Consider the following 18712-nt stretch of genomic DNA (forward strand, 5'->3'; position numbering starts at 1 on the left):
CGAGGCTCACGTGCTCACTGTTGCGGTGCAGCCAGACGGCGAAGTAGGCGACCACGCCGAGGTTCGCCAGGCCCATCGACAGCGCCACCCCGGCGACGCTCACTGCCGTGGCCGGCGAGTTCGTGGCCGGCCAGTTCACCGCCCGAATCGAACTGGGTCTCGACGCCATCCTCGATCGCCTGGTCAGCGAGGGGACCAACGACTAGCGCAGGGCGTTCCGGACTGCCGGGTCGGACGGCGAGGACACCGCCGGAGGCCGGTCGCGCACCGCGTCCCAGGCCGCCTTTCCGCTGGCCAGGTAGTCGCGGAGGGATTTCGAGGTGCGCAGCGCCCACGAGCAGTGGCACGGTGCGACCACGCCGTCGGCGTCGATGTCCAGGTGGCGGCAGAGCGTCACGGCCCGGTCGACGTGGTACGACTGCGTTACCACCAGCGCGCGCTTCACCCCGTAGACGTCGCGGGCCCGGATGCACGTGTCGTAGGTGTCCAGGCCGTACGGGTCACCGACGATCCGATCGGCCGGCACGCCCAGTGACACCAGATAGGCGGTCATCGCGGCCGGCTCGTCGCCGGAGTCGCCGCTGCCGTCACCGGAGACCAGCAGCACCCGGGCCGTCCCGCTGCTGATCAGGTCGGCCGCGGCTTCCAGCCGGCCCTTCAGCCGGGGCGACGGCTGGCCGTTCACCACCTCGGTGCCCAGCACGATCGCGACATCCGCGGCGGGCGCGTCGCTCACCGCGTACACCTGTCCTCTCGCGGACAGCGACGTCCACGCCCAGGGTGAGCTGACGGCGATGACCGCGGCGACCGCCGCGACGGCCACTCGTTTGATCTTCATGGCCCGCGTGAGCTTAGCTACCCCATGCGAGGGCAAGAGGATGGCCTTCAATCCGGCCAAGGGCGGCGGCGGGGCGGTCGGATGGGATATACATCGATGCCATGGGGGAACGATGACTGTCACCATCCGGCCGCGGTCGACCTGGGCCGCCTATGTGCCTCGACATCGGCGCGGGCACGCGGCCGCGCCGCCGAGGCCGAGTCTGAACGCCTGGGATCCGGTCGGCGGCGTGTTTCTGCACCACCGTGGCCCGGCCGACGCGGCCGCCACCAACTACTCGTCGGAGACCGACTGCCTGCGCGACATCGCGGCGATCTACGCCGAGGACGTCACCGGGCCGTGCGGCGACATCTCGTTCAACTTCCTGGTCTGCCGGCACGGCCTGGTCTACCAGGGCCGCGGTTACGAGCGTGGTGAGGCCAACGGCGACGGCGCGATCGACACGATCGACCGCAACGGCGGCTTCTACGCGATCGCCGCGCTGATGCGGGCCAACCACACCGCCGGCGAGCTGATGCTGCGGTCGCTGCGTGACCTCGTGCAGCACCTGCGCGACGAGGCCCCGCGCAGGACCGGCACCCGCATCCTGCCGCACTCCTTCGGCGCCACCACCGACTGCCCGGGAAACCTGTTGGTCTATGCGCAGCCCGGCTCCACGATCGACCCGGCCGCGGCCTGGAGCGGGACCGCCGACCTCAACGTCTTCGCCGCGCAGCGCTGGGTCAACGCGACCTACGCGAGCGCACCTGGCTACCTGCGTTGCCTGGAGGACGGGCGCACCGGGTGGCAGACCGTACTGTCGCTGACCCAGGGCCTGCAGTTCGAGCTGGGCATCACGCCGACCGTGCAGAACTTCGGGCCGGGCACGTTCACGGCGGTCAAGAACCGCAACACCCTGCCGGCCGCCGAGCTCAACCCCAACCTGGTCCGGATCGTCAACGCTGGTCTCTGGTGCAAGGGCTACCCGGCCGGCACCGACAACGTCTGGACCGCCGAGTCGCAGAGCTCGCTGGAGCGGCTCTTCCGCGACGCCGGCGTCGACTACGGAAACCCCGGCTGGCCGCACATCTGCAAGGGACTGCTGCGGATGGACCAGTTCCGCCTGGTCCCCGGCGGTGACCTCACCGTGCAGCGGGTCCAGCAGCGGCTCAACAACCGGTACGTGGTGAGTCTCGGCATCCCGGCGATGACCCTGGTGCCGTGCGACGGCCGCACCTCCCGCGACCTGCAGAACGGTCTGCTGATGGCGGTGCAGTACGAGGTCGGCATCCCACTGGCGTCGATCAACGGCTATTTCGGTACGGGCACCCAGGCCGGCCTGAAAGCCAAGGGTTCGGTCGTGCCGCTCCCGGCCGACCTGCGCTACCTGTTCCGGGCCGCCTGCTACCTCAACTCCCCGGTGCCGCCGGACGTCTCCTATCTCGGCGCCGACCTGGACACCGATCAGCAGACCGACACCCATCTGGCCTGGCTGCGGGCGTTCCAGCAGTTCACCCAGATCCCGGTGACGGCCACCAACGACTTCACCACCTGGGCCGAGCTGCTGGTCTCCAGCGGCGACCCGGCCCGGCCGGCCACCGCGAGCGACGGCATCACCGAGATCACCGCGGCCCGGGGCCAGGCGCTGTTCGCGGCCGGTTACCGCCTGGTGGGCCGCTACCTCGATGAGCACCTGCCGCCCACCGACCCCTACTACCTGGGCAAGGCGCTCAAGCCGGGCGAGCCGCAGGCCATTCTGGACGCCGGCCTCCGGCTGTTCCCGATCTTCCAGTACAACGGCACGGTCCTGGCCAACTTCACCTACGACAAGGGGTACGACCAGGGCACCATCGCCCACGCCAAGTCCGTCGAGCATGGCCTGCCCGCCGGGACCTGCATCTACTTCGCGGTCGACTACGACGCGCTGGACGCCGACGTGGACAGCAGCATCAAGCCGTACTTCGAGGGCGTGAAGGCGGCCCTCGCCGCGGCCGGCAACCGCTACACGTTCGGCGTCTACGGTTCCCGCAACGTCTGCACCCGCGTCTCCCGCGAGGTCGGCGCGACCTGGTCGATGGTCGCCGCGATGTCCTGGGGTTACTCCGGCAACCTGGGCGTGCGCATGCCGGAGAACTGGTCGCTCAACCAGATCCGGGAGTACGCCTTCCAGACCGGCTGGAGTCTCGACCACGACGTGTGGCGCGACGGCAGCGACCCCGGCGTGTCCACTCTCGACCCGATCCAGGAGGCCTGAGCATGGTCACCCGACGCACCCTGATCGGCGCCACGGCCGGCGCCGGAGTCGTCACTCTGGTTCCCGGCCGGGCCGAGGCCGCGACAACGGCCGGCACCTCCCTGAACGGTTGGCGGATCGAGCCGGACGCGGTCGCCGCGCACCGGGTCGAGGGATCGCGGGCGACGGCGACGCTGCGTACTGGTGCGGCCGCCGCCGTACTCCTGCATGTGGCCCGCCGCTGGCACTACGAAATCGCATCGCTGGATTCCGGTGAAGGCGGCGGCATCGCCGCCTTCAGCGCCGACCAGGCGGTCGGCGCCGATTTCGAGACGACCTACCTTTCCGGTACGGCGATAGCCCTTCATCCGCACGCCTATCCGCTCGGTGGCAGTGAGCATCTGTGGCCGCACCAGGAGGCGATCGTCCGCGACATCCTCGCCGACCTGGAGGGCACCGTGGTCTGGGGCGGCGATCTCACCCCGGCGAAGGTGTCGCACTTCCACGTGGCCGCCGCACCCGGCGACGAGACCCTGGAACGGGTGGCCGCGCGGGTCGACACCAGCCGTCCGGTCCAGATCCGCCGGCAGACGGCGGGCGCGGTGGCCGACCCGGCGGCCCGGCGGGGCAAGGCCGGCTCGGAAAGCTAGGAGAGCCGCCCCGGGTGGTCGCCGAGCAGGGCCGCGCCGAGTGGCGTGATCGTGTGCAGCACCGCCTTGCCGACCCGGCTGGTGTGAATCAGCCGGGCCTCGCGCAGCACCGCCGTGTGCTGGCTGACCGAGGCCGCGCTCACCCCGACCCGGCGGGCCAGCTCGGAGGTGGTGCTGCCGTCCCCGATCGACTCCAGCACCGAGGTGCGGGTCTGCCCGATCAGCGCGGACACCGCGGCACCGGACGTCCGCTGCCGGCCGATCAGCGCCGGGTCACGCGGCACCGGGTAGACCAGCACCGGCGGCAGCGCCGGATCGCGCAGCACGTCGGGTTGCCCCCAGGAGAAGTAGGACGGGACCAGCCACAGCCCGCGCCCGTCGAGTTCCACGGTCTGTTCGAACGGGGTCTCCACCTCGAGGACCGGCGAGTCCCACCGCATGATCGGCCGGAAGCTGTCGAGCAGGCCTTCGTAGCCCTCGTCGAGCAGTGCCCGCGCGCGGCGGGACCGGTCGGCCTCGATGTGCGCCTGCGCCTCGGCCCAGAACGGCTCCACCACCGCCTGGTACTGCGAGTGCATGGCGGTGGCCAGGCGTTGCAGCACCGGCCGGTCGCCCTCGGCGAGCTTGCGCATCCAGGACGGGGTGGGCTCACCGAGCCGGCTCAGCTCGACCATGTCCTGCATGAGCCGTGACTTGGGGGTGGACAGCAGCGCCTCGATGCCGTTCGGCATGCCGTCGCGGCCCTCGGCCGGGGTGAGGAAGTCGGGGTAGTAGCGGCCGCGGATCAGCGGGACCAGGATGTCGAGGTCGGAGCGCCGGGCCGCGCGCACCGCGTGCTCACGCCACGGCCCGAAGATCGGGGCCGGGCCGGGTCGCTGGAGGCGGAAGACGCTGAACACCGTCTCCCACATCGGGTCGGGCTCGCCTGCAATACGGACTCGGCCGATGTCCTCCGGCGTGAAGATGATGCGCAGCACGTCGGCTCCCGGGGCTACCTCGCTCTCCCGGGAGTCTAGCTCGGTGATCAGCGCAGCAAAAAAGCCGAGCCGCCGCCGCACGTGCCCACGGCTGGGACGGTCCCCCGTTTTTTCAACCGCCACAACAGTCGGCTCGCCCGGTGGACGGCTCGACTCCATGACGATCGCCGGGCCGGCCGCCGGCAACAAGACATTTAACGCCTCGCTGAATAGTTAAGACACCAAACTGTCCGCTTTCGTGGCCTTCCGATGGCTGATGTCCGATCCCCCATATGGCTCGGGAATGAGCCGGACCGGCAACTCGGGATCGTGGTAGCCGTTCGCTTTCTGTCGCTTCGGCAGGGCCACTTTTTCCTGCGAAAGCGAGTGGTAGGGGATGTTGGCCAGCAAATGGGTGAGAACGTTCAGCCGGCCGCGCTTCTTGTCGTCGGTACGGGCGATGAACCACGGTGCCCACGCGGTGTCGGTGGTGCGGAACATGTCGTCGCGAGCGCGCGAATAGTCGTACCAGCGGGAGTACGACTTCAGGTCCATCGCGGAGAGCTTCCAGATCTTGCGCGGGTCCTCGATGCGGTTCCGCAGCCGGCGGGTCTGTTCCTCGGGGCTGACCTCCAGCCAGTACTTCAGCAGGATCACCCCGGAGTCGACGATCGCCCGCTCGACCTCCGGCACCGCCTGCAGGAACTGTTTCGTCTGCTCCTCGGTGCAGAACCCGAGCACCCGCTCCACGCCCGCCCGGTTGTACCAACTGCGGTCGAAGATGACGACCTCACCGGCAGCGGGCAGATGCGGCACATAGCGCTGGAGGTACATCTGCGACTTCTCCCGCTCGGTCGGCGCCGGCAGCGCCATCACCCGGAAGACGCGAGGGCTCACCCGCTCGGTGATGGCCTTGATGGTCCCGCCCTTGCCCGCGGTGTCGCGGCCCTCGAAGACCACGCAGACCTTCGCGCCGGTGGACTTCACCCACTCCTGCATGGCCACCAGCTCCCCGTGCAGGCGGCGCAGTTCGTGCTGATAGTCCTTCTCCTTCATGCGTGGCATGAGGCACGATCACACGCGGCGACCGGGGTTCTCCTCACCCGCCGTGGATGGTTTCATGCGGTCATGCCGACCGCCCTGACCTACGCGGAGTTCGCGGCCCGGGAGGCGCACGGTGTCTCCCCGGCCTACGAGGAGCTGTCCGTCGCCGTCTCCCGCGACCCGGACGTGCTCGCCCGGCTGGACACGCTGCCCCCGGCCAAGCGCCAGCCCAACCTGCTCTACGCCGTCGTCACGTTCCTCGGCGGCCCGGTCACCGACCCGCCCGCGTTCCTGGCCTTCGTCACCCGGAACTGGACGCTGATCGAGCCGGAGATGCGCCGGCGGGCGACCCAGACCAACGAGACGGGCCGCTGCGCGCTGCTGCTGCCGGTGCTGGCCGCACTGCCGCAGCCGCTCGCCCTGCTGGAGATCGGCGCGTCGGCCGGCCTCAACCTCTTCCCCGACCGCTACGCCTACCGGTACGGCGGCCACCGTCTCGGCGACAGCCCGGTGGAGTTGCACTGCGACCTGACCGGCATCGCACCGCCGACGAGGTTGCCGCGGGTGGTGTGGCGGGCCGGCCTCGACCTCAACCCGCTCGACATCACCGATCCGGCCGACGCGCGCTGGCTGCAATCCCTGATCTGGCCCGAGCATCACCATCGCCGCGAGCGGTTGCACGCGGCCGCCCGGATCGCCGCGGCCGACCCGCCCCGGCTGCGCCGCGGCGACCTGGTCGACGACCTGCCGGCGCTGGCCGCGCAGGCGCCCGAGGGCGCCACGCTGGTCATCTTCAACACGTCGGTGCTCTATCAGGTGCCTTCCGACCGGCGGCGTGCGTTCACCGATCTCGTACGGGACCTGCCGGGTCACTGGATCTCGGTGGAAAATCCGGCCACCTTCGCGTACGCCGGCATCCCCAACCCGCCGGACGGAACGCTGTTCAACGTCCTCGCCCTGGACGGCCGCCCGCTGGCCTGGACCAGGCCGCACGGGCAGGGGATGGCCTGGTTCGGCGGGGATAGGGTCGCCTGATGCTGACCTCCCTCGTGGTCGCGCCGATGGCCGGCGGGCCGACCACCGCCGAGCTGGTCCGGGCGGCCGCCCGGGCCGGGGCGACCGGGTTCCTCGCGGCCGGCTACAAGATGCCCGAGGCGGTCGAGGCGGAGTTGCGGGCGGTGGCCGGCCACGCGCACGGCCTCAACATCTTCGTGCCGAGCCCGGCCCCGGTCGACCCGGCTCCGCTCGAGGGCTACCGGCAGTTGCTGCGGGCCGAGGCCGACCGCTACCAGGTAGAACTGCCCCCGCTGCGGCTGACCGACGACGACCACTACGCCGCCAAGATCGAGCTGGCCGTGACCTACCGGGTGCCGCTGGTCAGCTTCACGTTCGGCGTACCGGATCCGGCGGTGGTCCGGGCACTGCGCGACGCCGGCACCGCCGTACTCATCACCGTGACCTCGGCCGATGAGGCCCGCGCGGCCCTCGCCGCGGGCCCCCGGGCGTTGATCGCCCAGGCCGGCTCGGCCGGCGGGCACGCCTCCACCACGAGCCCGGACGGCTACCGCGGCACCAGCACCGCGCTCGAGGTTCTGGCCGCGGTGCGCGCGGTCGCCGACGTCCCGGTCGTCGCGGCCGGCGGCACCGCCTCGGCCGCCGACGTGCACGCCCTGCTCGGCGCGGGCGCCGCCGCGGTGCAGTGCGGCACCGCGTTCCTGCTGGCCGACGAGGCCGGCACCCGCCCCGCACAGCGTGCCGTCATGCTGTCCGGCGAGCCCGGCCAGACCGTGGTGACCCGCGCGTTCACCGGCCAGCCGGCCCGCGGCCTGCGCAACCGCTTCACCGACGCCTACTCGGCCGCGGCCCCGATCGGCTACCCGGCGATCCACCACCTGACCGCGCCGATCCGCGCCGCCGCGGCCGCCCGCGGCGACGCGAGCGCCCTCAACCTGTGGGCCGGCACCGGCTTCGCCGCCACCCGTGCGGCGCCCGCCGCCGACATCGTCGGGATGCTGGGTCAGGCCGCGTAACGGAACTGCGAGACCAGCGTCCGCAGATCGCTGGACATCCGGGCCAGCTCGGCGGTGGCCTGCTGCGCCTGGGTGACGCCCTCGGTGGTGTGCTGGGCGGCCTCGGCGACCGTCGCGACGTTCGTGGCGATCTGCTCGGCGCTCATCGAGGTGTCGGAGACACTGCGGTTCATCTCGGCCGTGGTGGCGGTCTGCTCCTCGACGGCCGACGCGATCGTGGTCTGGTAGTCGTTGACCCGGGCGATCACCGTGGCGATCTCGCCGATCGCCGCCACCGCGCTCGCGGCACCGGACTGGATGGCCTCGACCCGCCGGGTGATGTCCTCGGTGGCGCGCGCCGTCTCCTGGGCCAGGTCCTTCACCTCGCCGGCCACCACCGCGAATCCCTTGCCGGACTCGCCGGCCCGGGCCGCCTCGATGGTGGCGTTCAGCGCGAGCAGGTTCGTCTGCCCGGCGATCATCGTGATCGCCGCCACGACTTCGCCGATCTCCCGGGACGACCGGCCGAGGGCCTCGATCGTGCCGTGTGCGGCCTCCGTGGCCTGCACCGCCGAGGTCACCACGGCGGTGGCCTCGCTGGTCGAGTGGGCGATCTCGCGGATCGAGGCACCCATCTGCTCGCTGCCGGCCGAGGCGGCCTGCACGCTGCGGGACACCTGCTCGGTCGCGGACGCCACCGCCTGTGCCTGCACGGCGGACTCCTCGGCGGAGGCCGCGATCTGGGTGGAGGTGGCCGACATCTCCTCGGTGGCGGCCGCGAGTGCGGTCGCCGAGCCGTCGATCGTGCGCATCGCCGCGCCCAGCGCGCCCAGGCTGCGCCGCAGCGCGACGGCCATGTCGGCGATCTCGTCGCGGCCGGTGACCGTCACCGGCGTGGCCAGGTCACCGTCGGCCAGCAGGACCAGACGCCTGCGCACCTGGTCGACGGGGCGGGTCACCGAGCGGGTGACGACCACCGCGAGGACCACGGCGATCAGGGCCGCGGCCGTGCCGGCCACCCAGATCAGGGTGGCGCCGGCCTGTTTCGCGCTCGCGGCCTCGCGGCGGGCGGCGTCGAAGTCGGCGACCGCGACCGTCACCACTCGGTCGAGGCGCTCGCCGATCTGCTGGAACAGCTCGATCTCGCGGCCGATAACCAGGGCGTCGGCCGCCCGGATCGAGGCGGCGTCGCCGCGGGTGTACAGCTGGGCGATCTGCGCGTCCACGGTCAGGAAGTCGTCGGCGAGGGCGGTGATCTCCTGCAGGCCCTGTCGCGCCGAGCTGGTCGGAGCCGCGCTGATCGCGACCGCCACGGTGTCCTGGAACGTCCCCATCGAGGAGACGAACGCCGCGCGCGACGAGCCGGTGTCCTTGGCCGCGTCGGAGACTCCACGGAGAGCGTCGAACGCGTACGCCGTCTGCCAGCCGTTGAAGTCGGCGGCCGAGAACTTCGCCTCCTCGGCCAGCCTGGCGAACCGCTGCGTCTCGGCCATCCGATCGGCGGCCGCACCCTGCCGGGACGCCGTGACGAGCGCGGCGCCCATGACGACGAGCAGCAGCACGACGACGGCGGCGAACGCGGCGGCCAGCCGCAGACCAAGACGTACCCGGTTGAGAACGGTCACGACCATCCCATCGGCGCCACCGCCGACGGCCCTAAGTTAAAAGTTCGAGGGACGTGACAACCGGTCGGAGGGCCGTCCCCGTCCAAGGGGTGACGGAGCTACGGAGGGCTGGGGCGATGCGGGATGGTGCGGACGAGGATTACGTGGAATACGTCAAGGCGAAGATTCCCGCGCTGCGACGGCTCGCGTACGTCCTGGCCGGCGACCCGCATCGTGCCGACGACCTGGTTCAGCAGACCATCACCACGCTGTTCGTGAAATGGCGGCGGGCGCAGACCGCCGACAACCTCGACGCGTACGTGCGAACCATGCTGGTGCGCACGTTCCTGGACGAGAAACGCCGAGCGTGGTCGCGGGTAAGGCTGTTCCGGGATACGCCCGAACCGCCCCCTTATGAGGAGGGCGGTGCCGAGGATCGAGAGGTTGTCCGCGCCGCGCTGGGGCAGGTTCCCCGGCGACAGCGGGCCGTGCTGGTGCTGCGGTTCTTCTACGACCTGCCGGTCGAGGAGGTGGCCGGCGCGCTCGGCTGCTCCGCCGGCACGGTCAAGAGCCAGACCGCCCGCGGACTGGCCACCCTGCGGCGGCTGCTCGGTGCGCCCGAGGCCGCCCTGAAAGAGGAGCCGACAATTGCCTAGCGAAATCGATCTGCTGCGGTCCCTCGACGACGAACCGCCCGCCCCCTCAACCGTCGACATCGATCAGGCCATCACGGTCGGGCGCCGCCGCAACCGGCGCCGGGCCGTGGGGTACGCCGGTGTCGCGGCACTCACCGTGATCGCGGTCGCCGGGGTCGCCGTCGTCAACGCGCGTACGTCGACGAGGCCGTCGCCGAATCTGGCCGCGACCAAGAAACCGTCGGCGAGCGCCAAGCCGAAACCCGCCTACACGATCCCGGGCACGGCCGGCTGGAAGGCGCCGGCCGCGACCGCGCCGACCAGCTGCACCATCGAGAAGCTGCCGGTGCCCGACAACGAGCCGATGGCGCTGATCGGCGGCGGCGACCCGACCGGGTCGTACTACGTCGGCCGCACCTATCCCAAGGGCGGCGGTTACCAGGGCGTCATCTGGCACGGCGACTCGGTCAAGAAGGTGATGCTGCCGGGCGACGCGGAGGAGTCGATGACCGACGTCAACTCGTCCGGCGACGCGACCGGCTGGAGCTATCTGAACGACGCCCAGGTGCCGTTCGCGTACGTCAACGGCAAGGTCGTGAAACTGCCCGGGGTGAAAGCCGGCAACGCGGCCGCGATCAACGACGCCGGGGCGATCGTCGGCGTCGACGCCAGTTCTCCGGCCGGCGACGCCGCCTCGAGCGCCGTGGTCTGGACGTCGGCGACGGCGAAGCCGTTCAAGCTGCCGGTCCCGGCCGGTACCAAGGCTTCCACCGCCGCCGACATCGACGAGGACGGCACCACGGTCGGCGACCTCGACCTGAAGACGCCGTACGTCTGGTTCCCCGACGGCACCCACCATGACCTGCCGCTCCCGTCCTACCAGGGCAAGAAGGCGGCCAGCGCCCGGGTGTTCTCGATCCGCAACGGGATCGCGGTCGGCGTGGCCGACGAGAAATCGGAGGAGGAGAGACTCGGGGTCGCCGGGACGATGTGGGCGACCCAGTGGAACGTGCGCACCGGTGAGGCCGTGATCCTCGACCAGTTCGACATGCGGCCGGACGCGGTCAACGCCCAGGGCTGGAAGGTCGGCATCAACAAGTCGGGGTACGCGATCCTGGACGTCGACGGCCCCATCCTCAAGCTGCCCATGCTGGCCGACCACAAGCCCGGCCTGCTCACCAACATCCCGAACACGATCAGCGACGACGGCCGGACCATCGGGGGTCAGTCGGACGACGCTGACGACGTCATCCAGGCGGTGGTGTGGCGCTGTAAGTAGTCAGGGCGGCACAGGGGCTGCTCAGCCACCTCACAGCAAGCCGACGCACAGTAGTGGGAGCTACCCCGTTCGGTAACTGGAGGAAAGATGCTCGCCCTCGTCAGCCTGGTACTGCTGCTGTTGCAACTGCTCCTGGTGGTTCGCGCGGTGCTCGACTGGTCCGTCGCGCTGGCCGGCCCGTCCACGGCCGGATCGCTCCGGTACCGTTTGACCTCCGGAGTGACCGCGGTCACCGAGCCGATCCTCGCTCCGGTCCGCCGGATCGTCCCGCCGCTGCGCGTCGGCGGCATGTCGATCGACCTGGCCTTCATCATCGTGTTCTTCGCGATCGTCCTGATTCGTTCGCTGATCGCCTGACTTTCGGATTAGGTCCGGGCCGGTGGCGCCTCATCCCCCGAGGGGGATGCGCGAGGCGCCACCGGCCCGGATTCTGTATGCATGACTGTGCAGTTCACCGCCGACGACTACGCCCATCGCATGCAGCGGGCGGTCGAGTCCGCGACCGCGGCCGGGCTGGCCGGGGTGCTGGTCGGCATCGGGCCCGACCTGGCCTGGCTCACCGGTTACAAGCCGACCGCGGTGACCGAGCGGCTCACCCTGCTGGTGCTCATCCCCGGTCAGCCGCCGAGGCTGGTGGTGCCGGCCCTGGAACGGCCCGACGCGGCCGCCGCGCCCGGTGCGCCCGCCCTGGAGATGCTCGACTGGTACGACGCCGCCGACCCCTACCACGTGGTCGCGCCCCTGCTGCGCCCCGGCGGCCGCTACGGCATCTCCGACTCCACCTGGGCGATGCACCTGATCGGCCTGCAGGAGGCGCTGCCCGGCACCGGCTACCACGCCCTGTCGGTGTGCCAGCCGATGCTGCGGGCGATCAAGGACCAGCACGAGTTGGCCCGGCTGGCCGCGGCGGGCGCGGCCGCCGACGCCGCCTACGGCGAGATCCTGGGCGTACGCTTCGCCGGCCGGCGCGAGACCGAGGTGGCCGCCGACCTGGCCGCCCTGCTGCGCAAGTTCGGCCACGAACAGGTCGACTTCACCGTGGTCGGCTCGGGCCCGAACGGCGCGAACCCGCACCACGAGGCGGGCGACCGGGAGATCCGGCCCGGCGACGCGGTGGTCCTCGACTTCGGCGGCCTGCTCGACGGCTACGGCTCGGACACCACCCGCACAGTCACCGTGGGTGAACCGGACGACGAGGTCGGCGAGGTGCACGCGATCGTCCGGCGGGCCCAGCAGGCCGCGTTCGAGGCGGTCAAGCCGGGCGTGCCGTGCGAGGAGATCGACTGGGTGGCCCGGCAGGTGATCCGGGACGCCGGCTACGGCGAGTACTTCATCCACCGCACCGGCCACGGCATCGGCGTCACCACCCACGAGCCGCCGTACATGGTGGCCGGGGAGAAGCAGCCGCTGGTCCCGGGCATGTGCTTCTCCATCGAGCCCGGCATCTACCTGCCCGGCCGCTTCGGGGTGCGGATCGAGGACATCGTCACGGTGACCCCGGACGGCGGCCACCGCCTCAACAACACCGACCACGGCCTGGCCGTCGTGTCCTGAACGCTGAAGTCCGGCGCGGCGCTGCCGATGGACGTGCGTGACGTACCTCGCGTTGCCGCGGCCCGCAGGCTTCAAACCCCGGCATGCCCGGAAGACCAACAACTTCACGACGTACGTGTTCTCCGGCGTTGCCGCGGCCGCGGTCGTCGTCGGCACCATGCACCCGTGGACGACCGAGCCCTCCGCGACGGCCGGCACCTCGCCGGTGACGGTCGTCGGCGAGGCCCGGGCGTTCTCCTGTGCCCAGGCCAGTTCCTACGGCCACCCGGCCGGGACGGCCTGGAAGCTGAGCTTCACGCTGGCCAACCCGGCCACCGAGAAGGCCACCTACTACCTGCACTGGTCGCTGACCGACGCGAGCCGTTCCGCGGTCGCCACCGGCGTGGCTACCGTCAAGGGCATCGCGGCCGGCGCCACGGTCACCAGATCCGGCGTCTACACGATCACCACGGGAGAACCCGCCGCCACCGCGAAGGTCGCCGTCGGCGACAAGCTGACCTGCCGGCTCGGCGAGGTCCAGCGTTCGGCCGGATGACCACCGCGGTCATCCGGCCGACGCGGGCCTACTTCGGCGCGGTCAGGTCGTAGACGGTGCTGCCGCCCACGGTCGTCGCCGTGTAGTTGTCCTCTACCCACTGGCTGATCGACGAACTGCCGCCGCCGCGGCCGCCCGCGCCGCCACCACCGATGTAGTAGTGGATATCGCCGGCCTTCACGTAGGCCTGGAACTCGGCGAGGGTCGGCGACGGGTCGCTGCCGGTGAAGCCGCCGATCGCCATGACCGCCTTGCCGCTGGTCAGCTGCAGTGGGGCCGCCTGCATCGAGCCGTTGGTGGCCGCGGCCCAGCGGTTGTCGGTGGCCTTGAGCAGCGCGACCAGCTCGGAGTTGGCCGGCCCGGCCCCGCCGCCGAAGCCGCCGCCGGTCCGGCCGCCGCCACCGTTCTGCCCGGTGCCGCCCGGCGCGCTGCCGCTGCCCTGGCCGTTGCCGTAGCCCGGCGCGTTGCCGTCGCCGTTGCCGTCGCCCTGCCCGCCGCCGGGGAAGCCGCCGCCGGGGAAGCCGCCCTGCGCGGTCCCGCCGGGCATTTCGCCGCCGCCGGGGAAGCCGCCACCGCTGCGACCGCCGCCGCCGAACCCGCCGCCGCGCCCGAACCCGCCGCCGGTCGACACCCCGGCCGGCCCGGACGTCGGCGTTGACCCGGTGTGCGACGTGCCCGCCGTTCCGACGCCCCAGGCCGCGCTCGCCGCCCCGGTCGCGCCGACCGCGACGGCCGCCACGAGCACGAGGCCGCCCCGGCGCAGCAGCCGGCCCGGGATGAGCAGGGCCGCACCCGCCAGGATCCCGCCGATCAGCACGACCCACCGCAGCGCCGGCGCCCACGAGACCCGGCCGAGCAGTTCGAAGTCCCACACCCCGGTCACCACGACCATCGCGGCCAGGCCGATCCGGGCGAGGACGTTGTCCTTCCGGCCCCACAGCACCCGGGCACCGATGGCGACCAGCGCCGCGATGCCCGGAGCCAGGGCGATCGCGTAGTACGGGTGCACGGTCCCGCTCATGAAACTGAAGGTCAGAGCGGTGACGACGGTCCATCCGCCCCACAGCACGGCCGCGGCGCGAGTGCGGTCGGTGCGCGGTGCTCTCGCCGTACCGATCAGAAGCGCGACCAGCGCGACCAATGCGGCCGGCAGGAGCCAAGAGATCTCCAGACCGAAGCTGTCGCCGAACATCCGGGTGATGCCGGTCGAGCCGCCGAACATGCTGTTCCCGCCGCCGCCGCCGCCCCCGCCGCCCGGCCCGCCGCCGCCTCCGCCGCGGTTGCCGTCGCCGCCGAAGATCCGGCCGAGACCGTTGTAGCCGATCGCCAGCTGCCAGAGCGTGTTGTTGGTGGAACCGGCGATGTACGGCCGGGAGCCGGCCGGCCACAGCGACACCAGCAGGACGAACCAGCCGCCCGAGACGAGCAGCGCGAGACCGCCGATCAGCAGGTCACGCAGCCGCTTGAGAATGCTGGTGGGCGCCGCGATCAGGTAGACCAGCGCGAAGCCGGGCAACACCAGGAAGGCCTGCAGCATCTTGGTGAGGAAGCCGAAGCCGAGCAGTACGCCGACCAGCGCGAGCCACTTCCAGGACGCGGTCTCCACGGCCCGGACGGTGGCGTAGGCGGCGCCGACCATCAGCAGTACGAGCAGCGCGTCCGGGTTGTCGAAACGGAACATCAGCACCGCGACCGGCGTGATCGCCAGGGTGGCGCCGGCCAGCAGTCCGGCCACCGGCCCGAACCAGCGGCGCACCGCCGCGTAGAGCAGCGCCACGCCGGCCACGCCCATCAGCGCTTCCGGCACCAGCAGCGCCCAGCTGTTCACCCCGAAGATCCGCATCGACAGGCCCATCACCCACATCGCGGCGGGCGGCTTGTCGACCGTGATGGCGTTGCCCGCGTCCAGCGAGGCGAACAGCCACGCCTTCCACGACTGCGAGCCGGCCTGCGCGGAGGCCGCATAGAACTCGTTCGCGAAGCCGGAGGCGGACAGGTTCCACAGGTAGAGCACCGCGGTGCCGGCGAGCAGCACCCACAGTGCGGGCCGGGCCCAGGCGGGGTCTCCGAGCCAAGAGCGACGCCGGGGCGACGGCTCCACGCTCTCGACGGCCGGAGGAGGTTCGAGGGTCAACGTCATGGTTGCCACTTTTGCCGGAGGTGCTACGTGGACTCTAGGAGCAACCTGTGAGGCGGCTGTAGATCTCGGCTGAGATTACGCGGGGATTACGCCGGATTTGAGCACCCGTAACGCCGACGAAACGGTCACCGCCATCGCCGACCGCGCGGACGCCAGATAGCGACGCGGATCGATCAGATCGGGCTGGTCGCCGAGCGCGGCCCGAACCGTACCGGTGAACGCGGTGTTCAACGCCGTCCCAATGTTGATCTTCGACATCCCGCCGCGAACCGCCCGGGTCAACTCGTCGTCCGGCACCCCCGACGAGCCGTGCAACACCAGCGGAACGGGAACGGCCGCGGCCAGCCGGCCGATCAGCTCGTGATCGAGCCGGGCGCTCCGGGTGACCATGGCATGCGAGGACCCGACCGCCACCGCGAGAGCGTCCACCCCCGTGGCGGCGACGAAGGCGGCGGCCTCATCCGGATCGGTCCGGGCCCCCTTGGCGTGCGAACCACCCTTCCCGCCGATCTCACCGAGCTCACTCTCCACCCAGAGCCCCTGCGCCCGGCAAGCCCGGACCGCGGCCGCGGTGGCCGCCACGTTCTCGGCGTAGGGCAGCCGGGACGCGTCGTACATGACCGACCCGAACCCGTTGGCCGCGGCCTCGGCGAGCAGTGCGTCCGACTCGACGTGATCGAGGTGCAGGGCGACCGGCACACTCGCGGCGTCGGCGATGGCCCGGGTGGCCGCCGCGATCGGCGCCAGCCGGCCATGGTGAAAGCGAACCGCGTTCTCACTGATCTGCAGGATCACCGGCAGCAGAGCTTCCTCGGCCCCCGCCACGATCGCTTCGGCGTGCTCGATGGTGATGACGTTGAAGGCGCCGACCGCACCACCGGCAGCGTGCGCGGCGGCGACGAGTTCACCGGTGGGTGCGAGCACGAGAACCTCCTGAGGCAGTTCCGGGGATTTCGGCGGTGCCGCCGCGAGCGGAGGGGAGTGGCCTGGCGATGGCGAAGGTCCGCCGGTAGGTCTCGGGGTCGAAAGCACCGGCCACCGGCACCGCGACCGCCGCGGCCGAGAGCGCGACGGCGTCGGCGAGCAGATCCGGCCAGGCGGTGCGGTCGCGCAGCCCGCGGGCCAGCGCCGCGACGCAGGCGTCGCCGGCCCCGGTCGGGTTGCCGTCCAGCGCGACCGGCGGAACGCACTCCCAGACCTCGTCGCCCGCGATCGCGAGCAGCCCCGCCGCACCGCGCGAGACGACAACGGGCCCACCGGCGACCGCACGCACCAACGCGACCAGGCCGGCCGCCGCTCCGCCCACCTCGGTCGGTGCCGGGCCGGGCGCGCCCGGCCCGGCGGCATCCGCTCGGTCGTGACTTCCCGGTGGCGGCAGGAGGCCCGGTCGGTCGTGGCTTTCCGGTGGCGGCAGGTGGCCCGGTCGGTCGTGGCTTTCCGGTGGCGCTAGCAGGGCGGCGAGTTCGTCGGCGTTCGGCTTGGCCAGCGCCGGACCGGCCAGCAGGCCGTGCCGCAGGGCCGCGCCGCTGGTGTCGAGCAGGGTGGGGACGCCGGCCTCCCGGGCGTACGCGATCAGGTGGGCGTAGGCCGACGCGGGCAGACCGGGCGGCAGCGAACCGCTGAGCGTGACCACCGACGCCTCGCGCAGCAGGCCGCGGAAGTGGTCGGCGAAGCGGGACCACTCGGCCTCGGTGATCGTCGGACCCGGCTCCCAGAAACCGGTGGCGTCGGCCCGGTCGACGACCGCGACCGTCCGGCGCGTCTCGCCCGCGATGTCCACGAAGGACGCGGCGACGCCCTCGCCTCTCAGCAGAGCGGCGACCCGGCCGCCGGTGGTGCCGCCCAGCAGGCCGGTGGCCAGGACCGGCTCGCCCAGGGCGTGCAGGACGCGGGCGACGTTGAGCCCTTTGCCGCCGGGGCGCTCGGCGACCGTCGTGACCCGGTGGGTGCCGTGCGGGACCAGGGCGTCGACGGCGTAGGTGAGGTCGAGGGCCGGGTTCAACGTGACGGTGACGATCATGGCGAGGCTCCGGAGAGGATCTGCCCCGCCTCGGGCAAGGTCGTGCTGCCCTGGCGAACCGGCTGCCGGACTGGATACCGACTGGGCTCGATCGCGTCGACTCGATTGAACTGATCGAACGCGCACGTGTCAATAGCCGATCATGCGCGTATCGTGCTCACGAATTGTTCATATGGACAGTGGAGGCACAGCGGTGACCGAGTTCGACGTTCTGGTGGTCGGGGACGCCAACCCCGACCTGCTGCTGCGCGGCGACGTGCGGCCCCGGTTCGGCCAGGCCGAGCAGCTGCTCACGGCGGCCGACCTGGTCCTCGGCGGCTCGGCGGCGATCACCGCGGCCGGTTGTGCGCGCCTGGGTCTGTGCACGGCCCTGTTCGCGGCGGTCGGCGACGACGTCTTCGGCGCGCTGGTGCGGCAGCAGCTCACCGAGTGCGGCGTGACCCTGCTGCCCGCCGACGGCCGGGGTGCACCGACCGGCCTCACGGTGGTCCTGTCCGAACCGGACGACCGCGGCATGCTCACCCTGCCCGGCACGATCTCCGCCCTGCGCCCCGGCGACCTGACCGACGAACTGCTCGGCCGGGCCCGGCACGTGCACGTGGCCTCGCTGTACCTCCAGCCCGAACTGGCCACCGGCCTGGCCGGAGACTTCCGGCGAGCGCGCCACCTAGGCTTGACCACGTCGCTGGACACCAACTGGGACCCGGCCGAGAAGTGGGAGTCCCTTTCCGCGATCCTGGAGAGCACCGACTTCTTCCTTCCCAACGCCGCCGAGCTGCACGCGATCACCGGCCGGCCCGACCCGGACGAGGCCGCAGCAAGCCTGGTGCGCAACGGCACGACGGTGGTGATGAAGGACGGCGCCCGCGGCGCGAGAGCCTGGTGGCCCGGCGGCAGCTGCACCGCCCCTGGCCGCCCGGTAGACGTGGTCGACACGACCGGCGCAGGCGACAGCTTCAACGCCGGCTTCCTGGCGGCCCACCTGAGCGGCCGACCGATAACCGAAGCGATCACCTGGGCCGCGATCGCCGGCTCGCTGAGCACCCGCGCCCCCGGCGGCACAGCCGCCCAGGCAACCCCCGCCGACCTGCCAACCTGACACCCGCCCTAACGAACGCGGTCGGCCTCGCCAGGGCGGTCGGCTTCGCCGGCCCGCGCGCAGCCGGCGGATCTGGTGGGATGGCCGCAGGTCAGCCGTCTCTGTTTCGGGCACGGTCGGCGGACCGGGCGGTTGAC

Annotated in this window: 17 protein-coding genes; 10 read left to right on the forward strand and 7 right to left on the reverse strand. The window is 71.8% G+C overall.

Features of this window, described 5'->3' with window-relative positions; all coding sequences use genetic code 11:
* Positions 1–202: 202 nt before the first annotated feature.
* Positions 203–838, reverse strand: coding sequence for a SanA/YdcF family protein (locus Ato02nite_RS16945; RefSeq protein ID WP_213007500.1), 636 nt, complete (start codon positions 836–838; stop codon positions 203–205).
* Positions 839–950: 112 nt separating this feature from the next.
* Between Ato02nite_RS16945 and Ato02nite_RS16950 the strand changes: the two genes are divergently transcribed.
* Both Ato02nite_RS16950 and Ato02nite_RS16955 read left to right on the forward strand, forming a co-directional pair.
* Positions 951–3071, forward strand: a complete 2121-nt coding sequence (locus tag Ato02nite_RS16950; protein WP_246607079.1) for a glycoside hydrolase domain-containing protein — start codon at positions 951–953, stop codon at positions 3069–3071.
* 2 nt (positions 3072–3073) lie between these two features.
* Positions 3074–3700: a hypothetical protein gene (locus Ato02nite_RS16955; RefSeq protein ID WP_213007501.1), complete on the forward strand. Its 627-nt coding sequence runs from the start codon at positions 3074–3076 to the stop codon at positions 3698–3700.
* On the opposite strand, the gene Ato02nite_RS16960 is transcribed toward Ato02nite_RS16955, so the two are convergent.
* The gene (locus Ato02nite_RS16960) at positions 3697–4677 is read right to left on the reverse strand and encodes an ArsR/SmtB family transcription factor (protein WP_246607081.1); all 981 of its coding nucleotides are present in this window, start codon (positions 4675–4677) and stop codon (positions 3697–3699) included. The genes Ato02nite_RS16955 and Ato02nite_RS16960 overlap by 4 nt on opposite strands.
* A 213-nt stretch (positions 4678–4890) precedes the next feature.
* Positions 4891–5712: a polyphosphate kinase 2 gene (ppk2, locus tag Ato02nite_RS16965; RefSeq protein ID WP_246607082.1), complete on the reverse strand. Its 822-nt coding sequence runs from the start codon at positions 5710–5712 to the stop codon at positions 4891–4893.
* Between the two features lie 72 nt (positions 5713–5784).
* On the opposite strand from ppk2, the gene Ato02nite_RS16970 reads away from it, so the two are divergent.
* Both Ato02nite_RS16970 and Ato02nite_RS16975 read left to right on the forward strand, forming a co-directional pair.
* Positions 5785–6735: a DUF2332 domain-containing protein gene (locus Ato02nite_RS16970; RefSeq protein WP_213007504.1), complete on the forward strand. Its 951-nt coding sequence runs from the start codon at positions 5785–5787 to the stop codon at positions 6733–6735.
* Positions 6735–7730: a nitronate monooxygenase gene (locus tag Ato02nite_RS16975; protein ID WP_213007505.1), complete on the forward strand. Its 996-nt coding sequence runs from the start codon at positions 6735–6737 to the stop codon at positions 7728–7730. Before Ato02nite_RS16970 ends, Ato02nite_RS16975 begins: the two co-directional genes overlap by 1 nt.
* Here the strand turns inward: Ato02nite_RS16975 and Ato02nite_RS16980 are convergent.
* Entirely contained in the window at positions 7718–9334 is a 1617-nt protein-coding gene (locus Ato02nite_RS16980) for a methyl-accepting chemotaxis protein (protein ID WP_246607084.1), read from the reverse strand. The genes Ato02nite_RS16975 and Ato02nite_RS16980 overlap by 13 nt on opposite strands.
* Positions 9335–9450: 116 nt before the next feature.
* Here Ato02nite_RS16980 and Ato02nite_RS16985 point away from each other — a divergent pair, with 116 nt between their 5' ends.
* The 5 genes from Ato02nite_RS16985 to Ato02nite_RS17005 all read left to right on the forward strand — a co-directional run bounded on the left by Ato02nite_RS16985 (position 9451) and on the right by Ato02nite_RS17005 (position 13316).
* Entirely contained in the window at positions 9451–9969 is a 519-nt protein-coding gene (locus Ato02nite_RS16985) for a SigE family RNA polymerase sigma factor (RefSeq protein ID WP_213007507.1), read from the forward strand.
* Positions 9962–11227, forward strand: a complete 1266-nt coding sequence (locus tag Ato02nite_RS16990; protein ID WP_213007508.1) for a hypothetical protein — start codon at positions 9962–9964, stop codon at positions 11225–11227. Before Ato02nite_RS16985 ends, Ato02nite_RS16990 begins: the two co-directional genes overlap by 8 nt.
* An 87-nt stretch (positions 11228–11314) precedes the next feature.
* Positions 11315–11584 (forward strand): YggT family protein, encoded by a 270-nt coding sequence (locus Ato02nite_RS16995; protein ID WP_213007509.1) that lies wholly within the window; start codon positions 11315–11317, stop codon positions 11582–11584.
* A gap of 81 nt (positions 11585–11665) precedes the next feature.
* Positions 11666–12781: an aminopeptidase P family protein gene (locus Ato02nite_RS17000; RefSeq protein ID WP_213007510.1), complete on the forward strand. Its 1116-nt coding sequence runs from the start codon at positions 11666–11668 to the stop codon at positions 12779–12781.
* 37 nt (positions 12782–12818) lie between these two features.
* Positions 12819–13316, forward strand: a complete 498-nt coding sequence (locus tag Ato02nite_RS17005; RefSeq protein WP_213007511.1) for a hypothetical protein — start codon at positions 12819–12821, stop codon at positions 13314–13316.
* 28 nt (positions 13317–13344) lie between these two features.
* On the opposite strand, the gene Ato02nite_RS17010 is transcribed toward Ato02nite_RS17005, so the two are convergent.
* The 3 genes from Ato02nite_RS17010 to Ato02nite_RS17020 form a co-directional block, all read right to left on the reverse strand.
* Positions 13345–15456, reverse strand: a complete 2112-nt coding sequence (locus Ato02nite_RS17010; protein WP_213007512.1) for a glycosyltransferase family 39 protein — start codon at positions 15454–15456, stop codon at positions 13345–13347.
* Between the two features lie 75 nt (positions 15457–15531).
* Entirely contained in the window at positions 15532–16380 is an 849-nt protein-coding gene (locus tag Ato02nite_RS17015; protein ID WP_213007513.1) for a class II fructose-bisphosphate aldolase, read from the reverse strand.
* Complete coding sequence (locus tag Ato02nite_RS17020) at positions 16361–17476, reverse strand: 1-phosphofructokinase family hexose kinase (RefSeq protein ID WP_213007514.1); 1116 nt, start codon at positions 17474–17476, stop codon at positions 16361–16363. Before Ato02nite_RS17020 ends, Ato02nite_RS17015 begins: the two co-directional genes overlap by 20 nt.
* Before the next feature lie 193 nt (positions 17477–17669).
* Between Ato02nite_RS17020 and Ato02nite_RS17025 the strand changes: the two genes are divergently transcribed.
* Positions 17670–18575, forward strand: coding sequence for a carbohydrate kinase family protein (locus Ato02nite_RS17025; RefSeq protein ID WP_246607086.1), 906 nt, complete (start codon positions 17670–17672; stop codon positions 18573–18575).
* Positions 18576–18712: the final 137 nt, after the last annotated feature.

Source organism: Paractinoplanes toevensis (assembly GCF_018332695.1).
GTDB lineage: Bacteria > Actinomycetota > Actinomycetes > Mycobacteriales > Micromonosporaceae > Actinoplanes > Actinoplanes toevensis.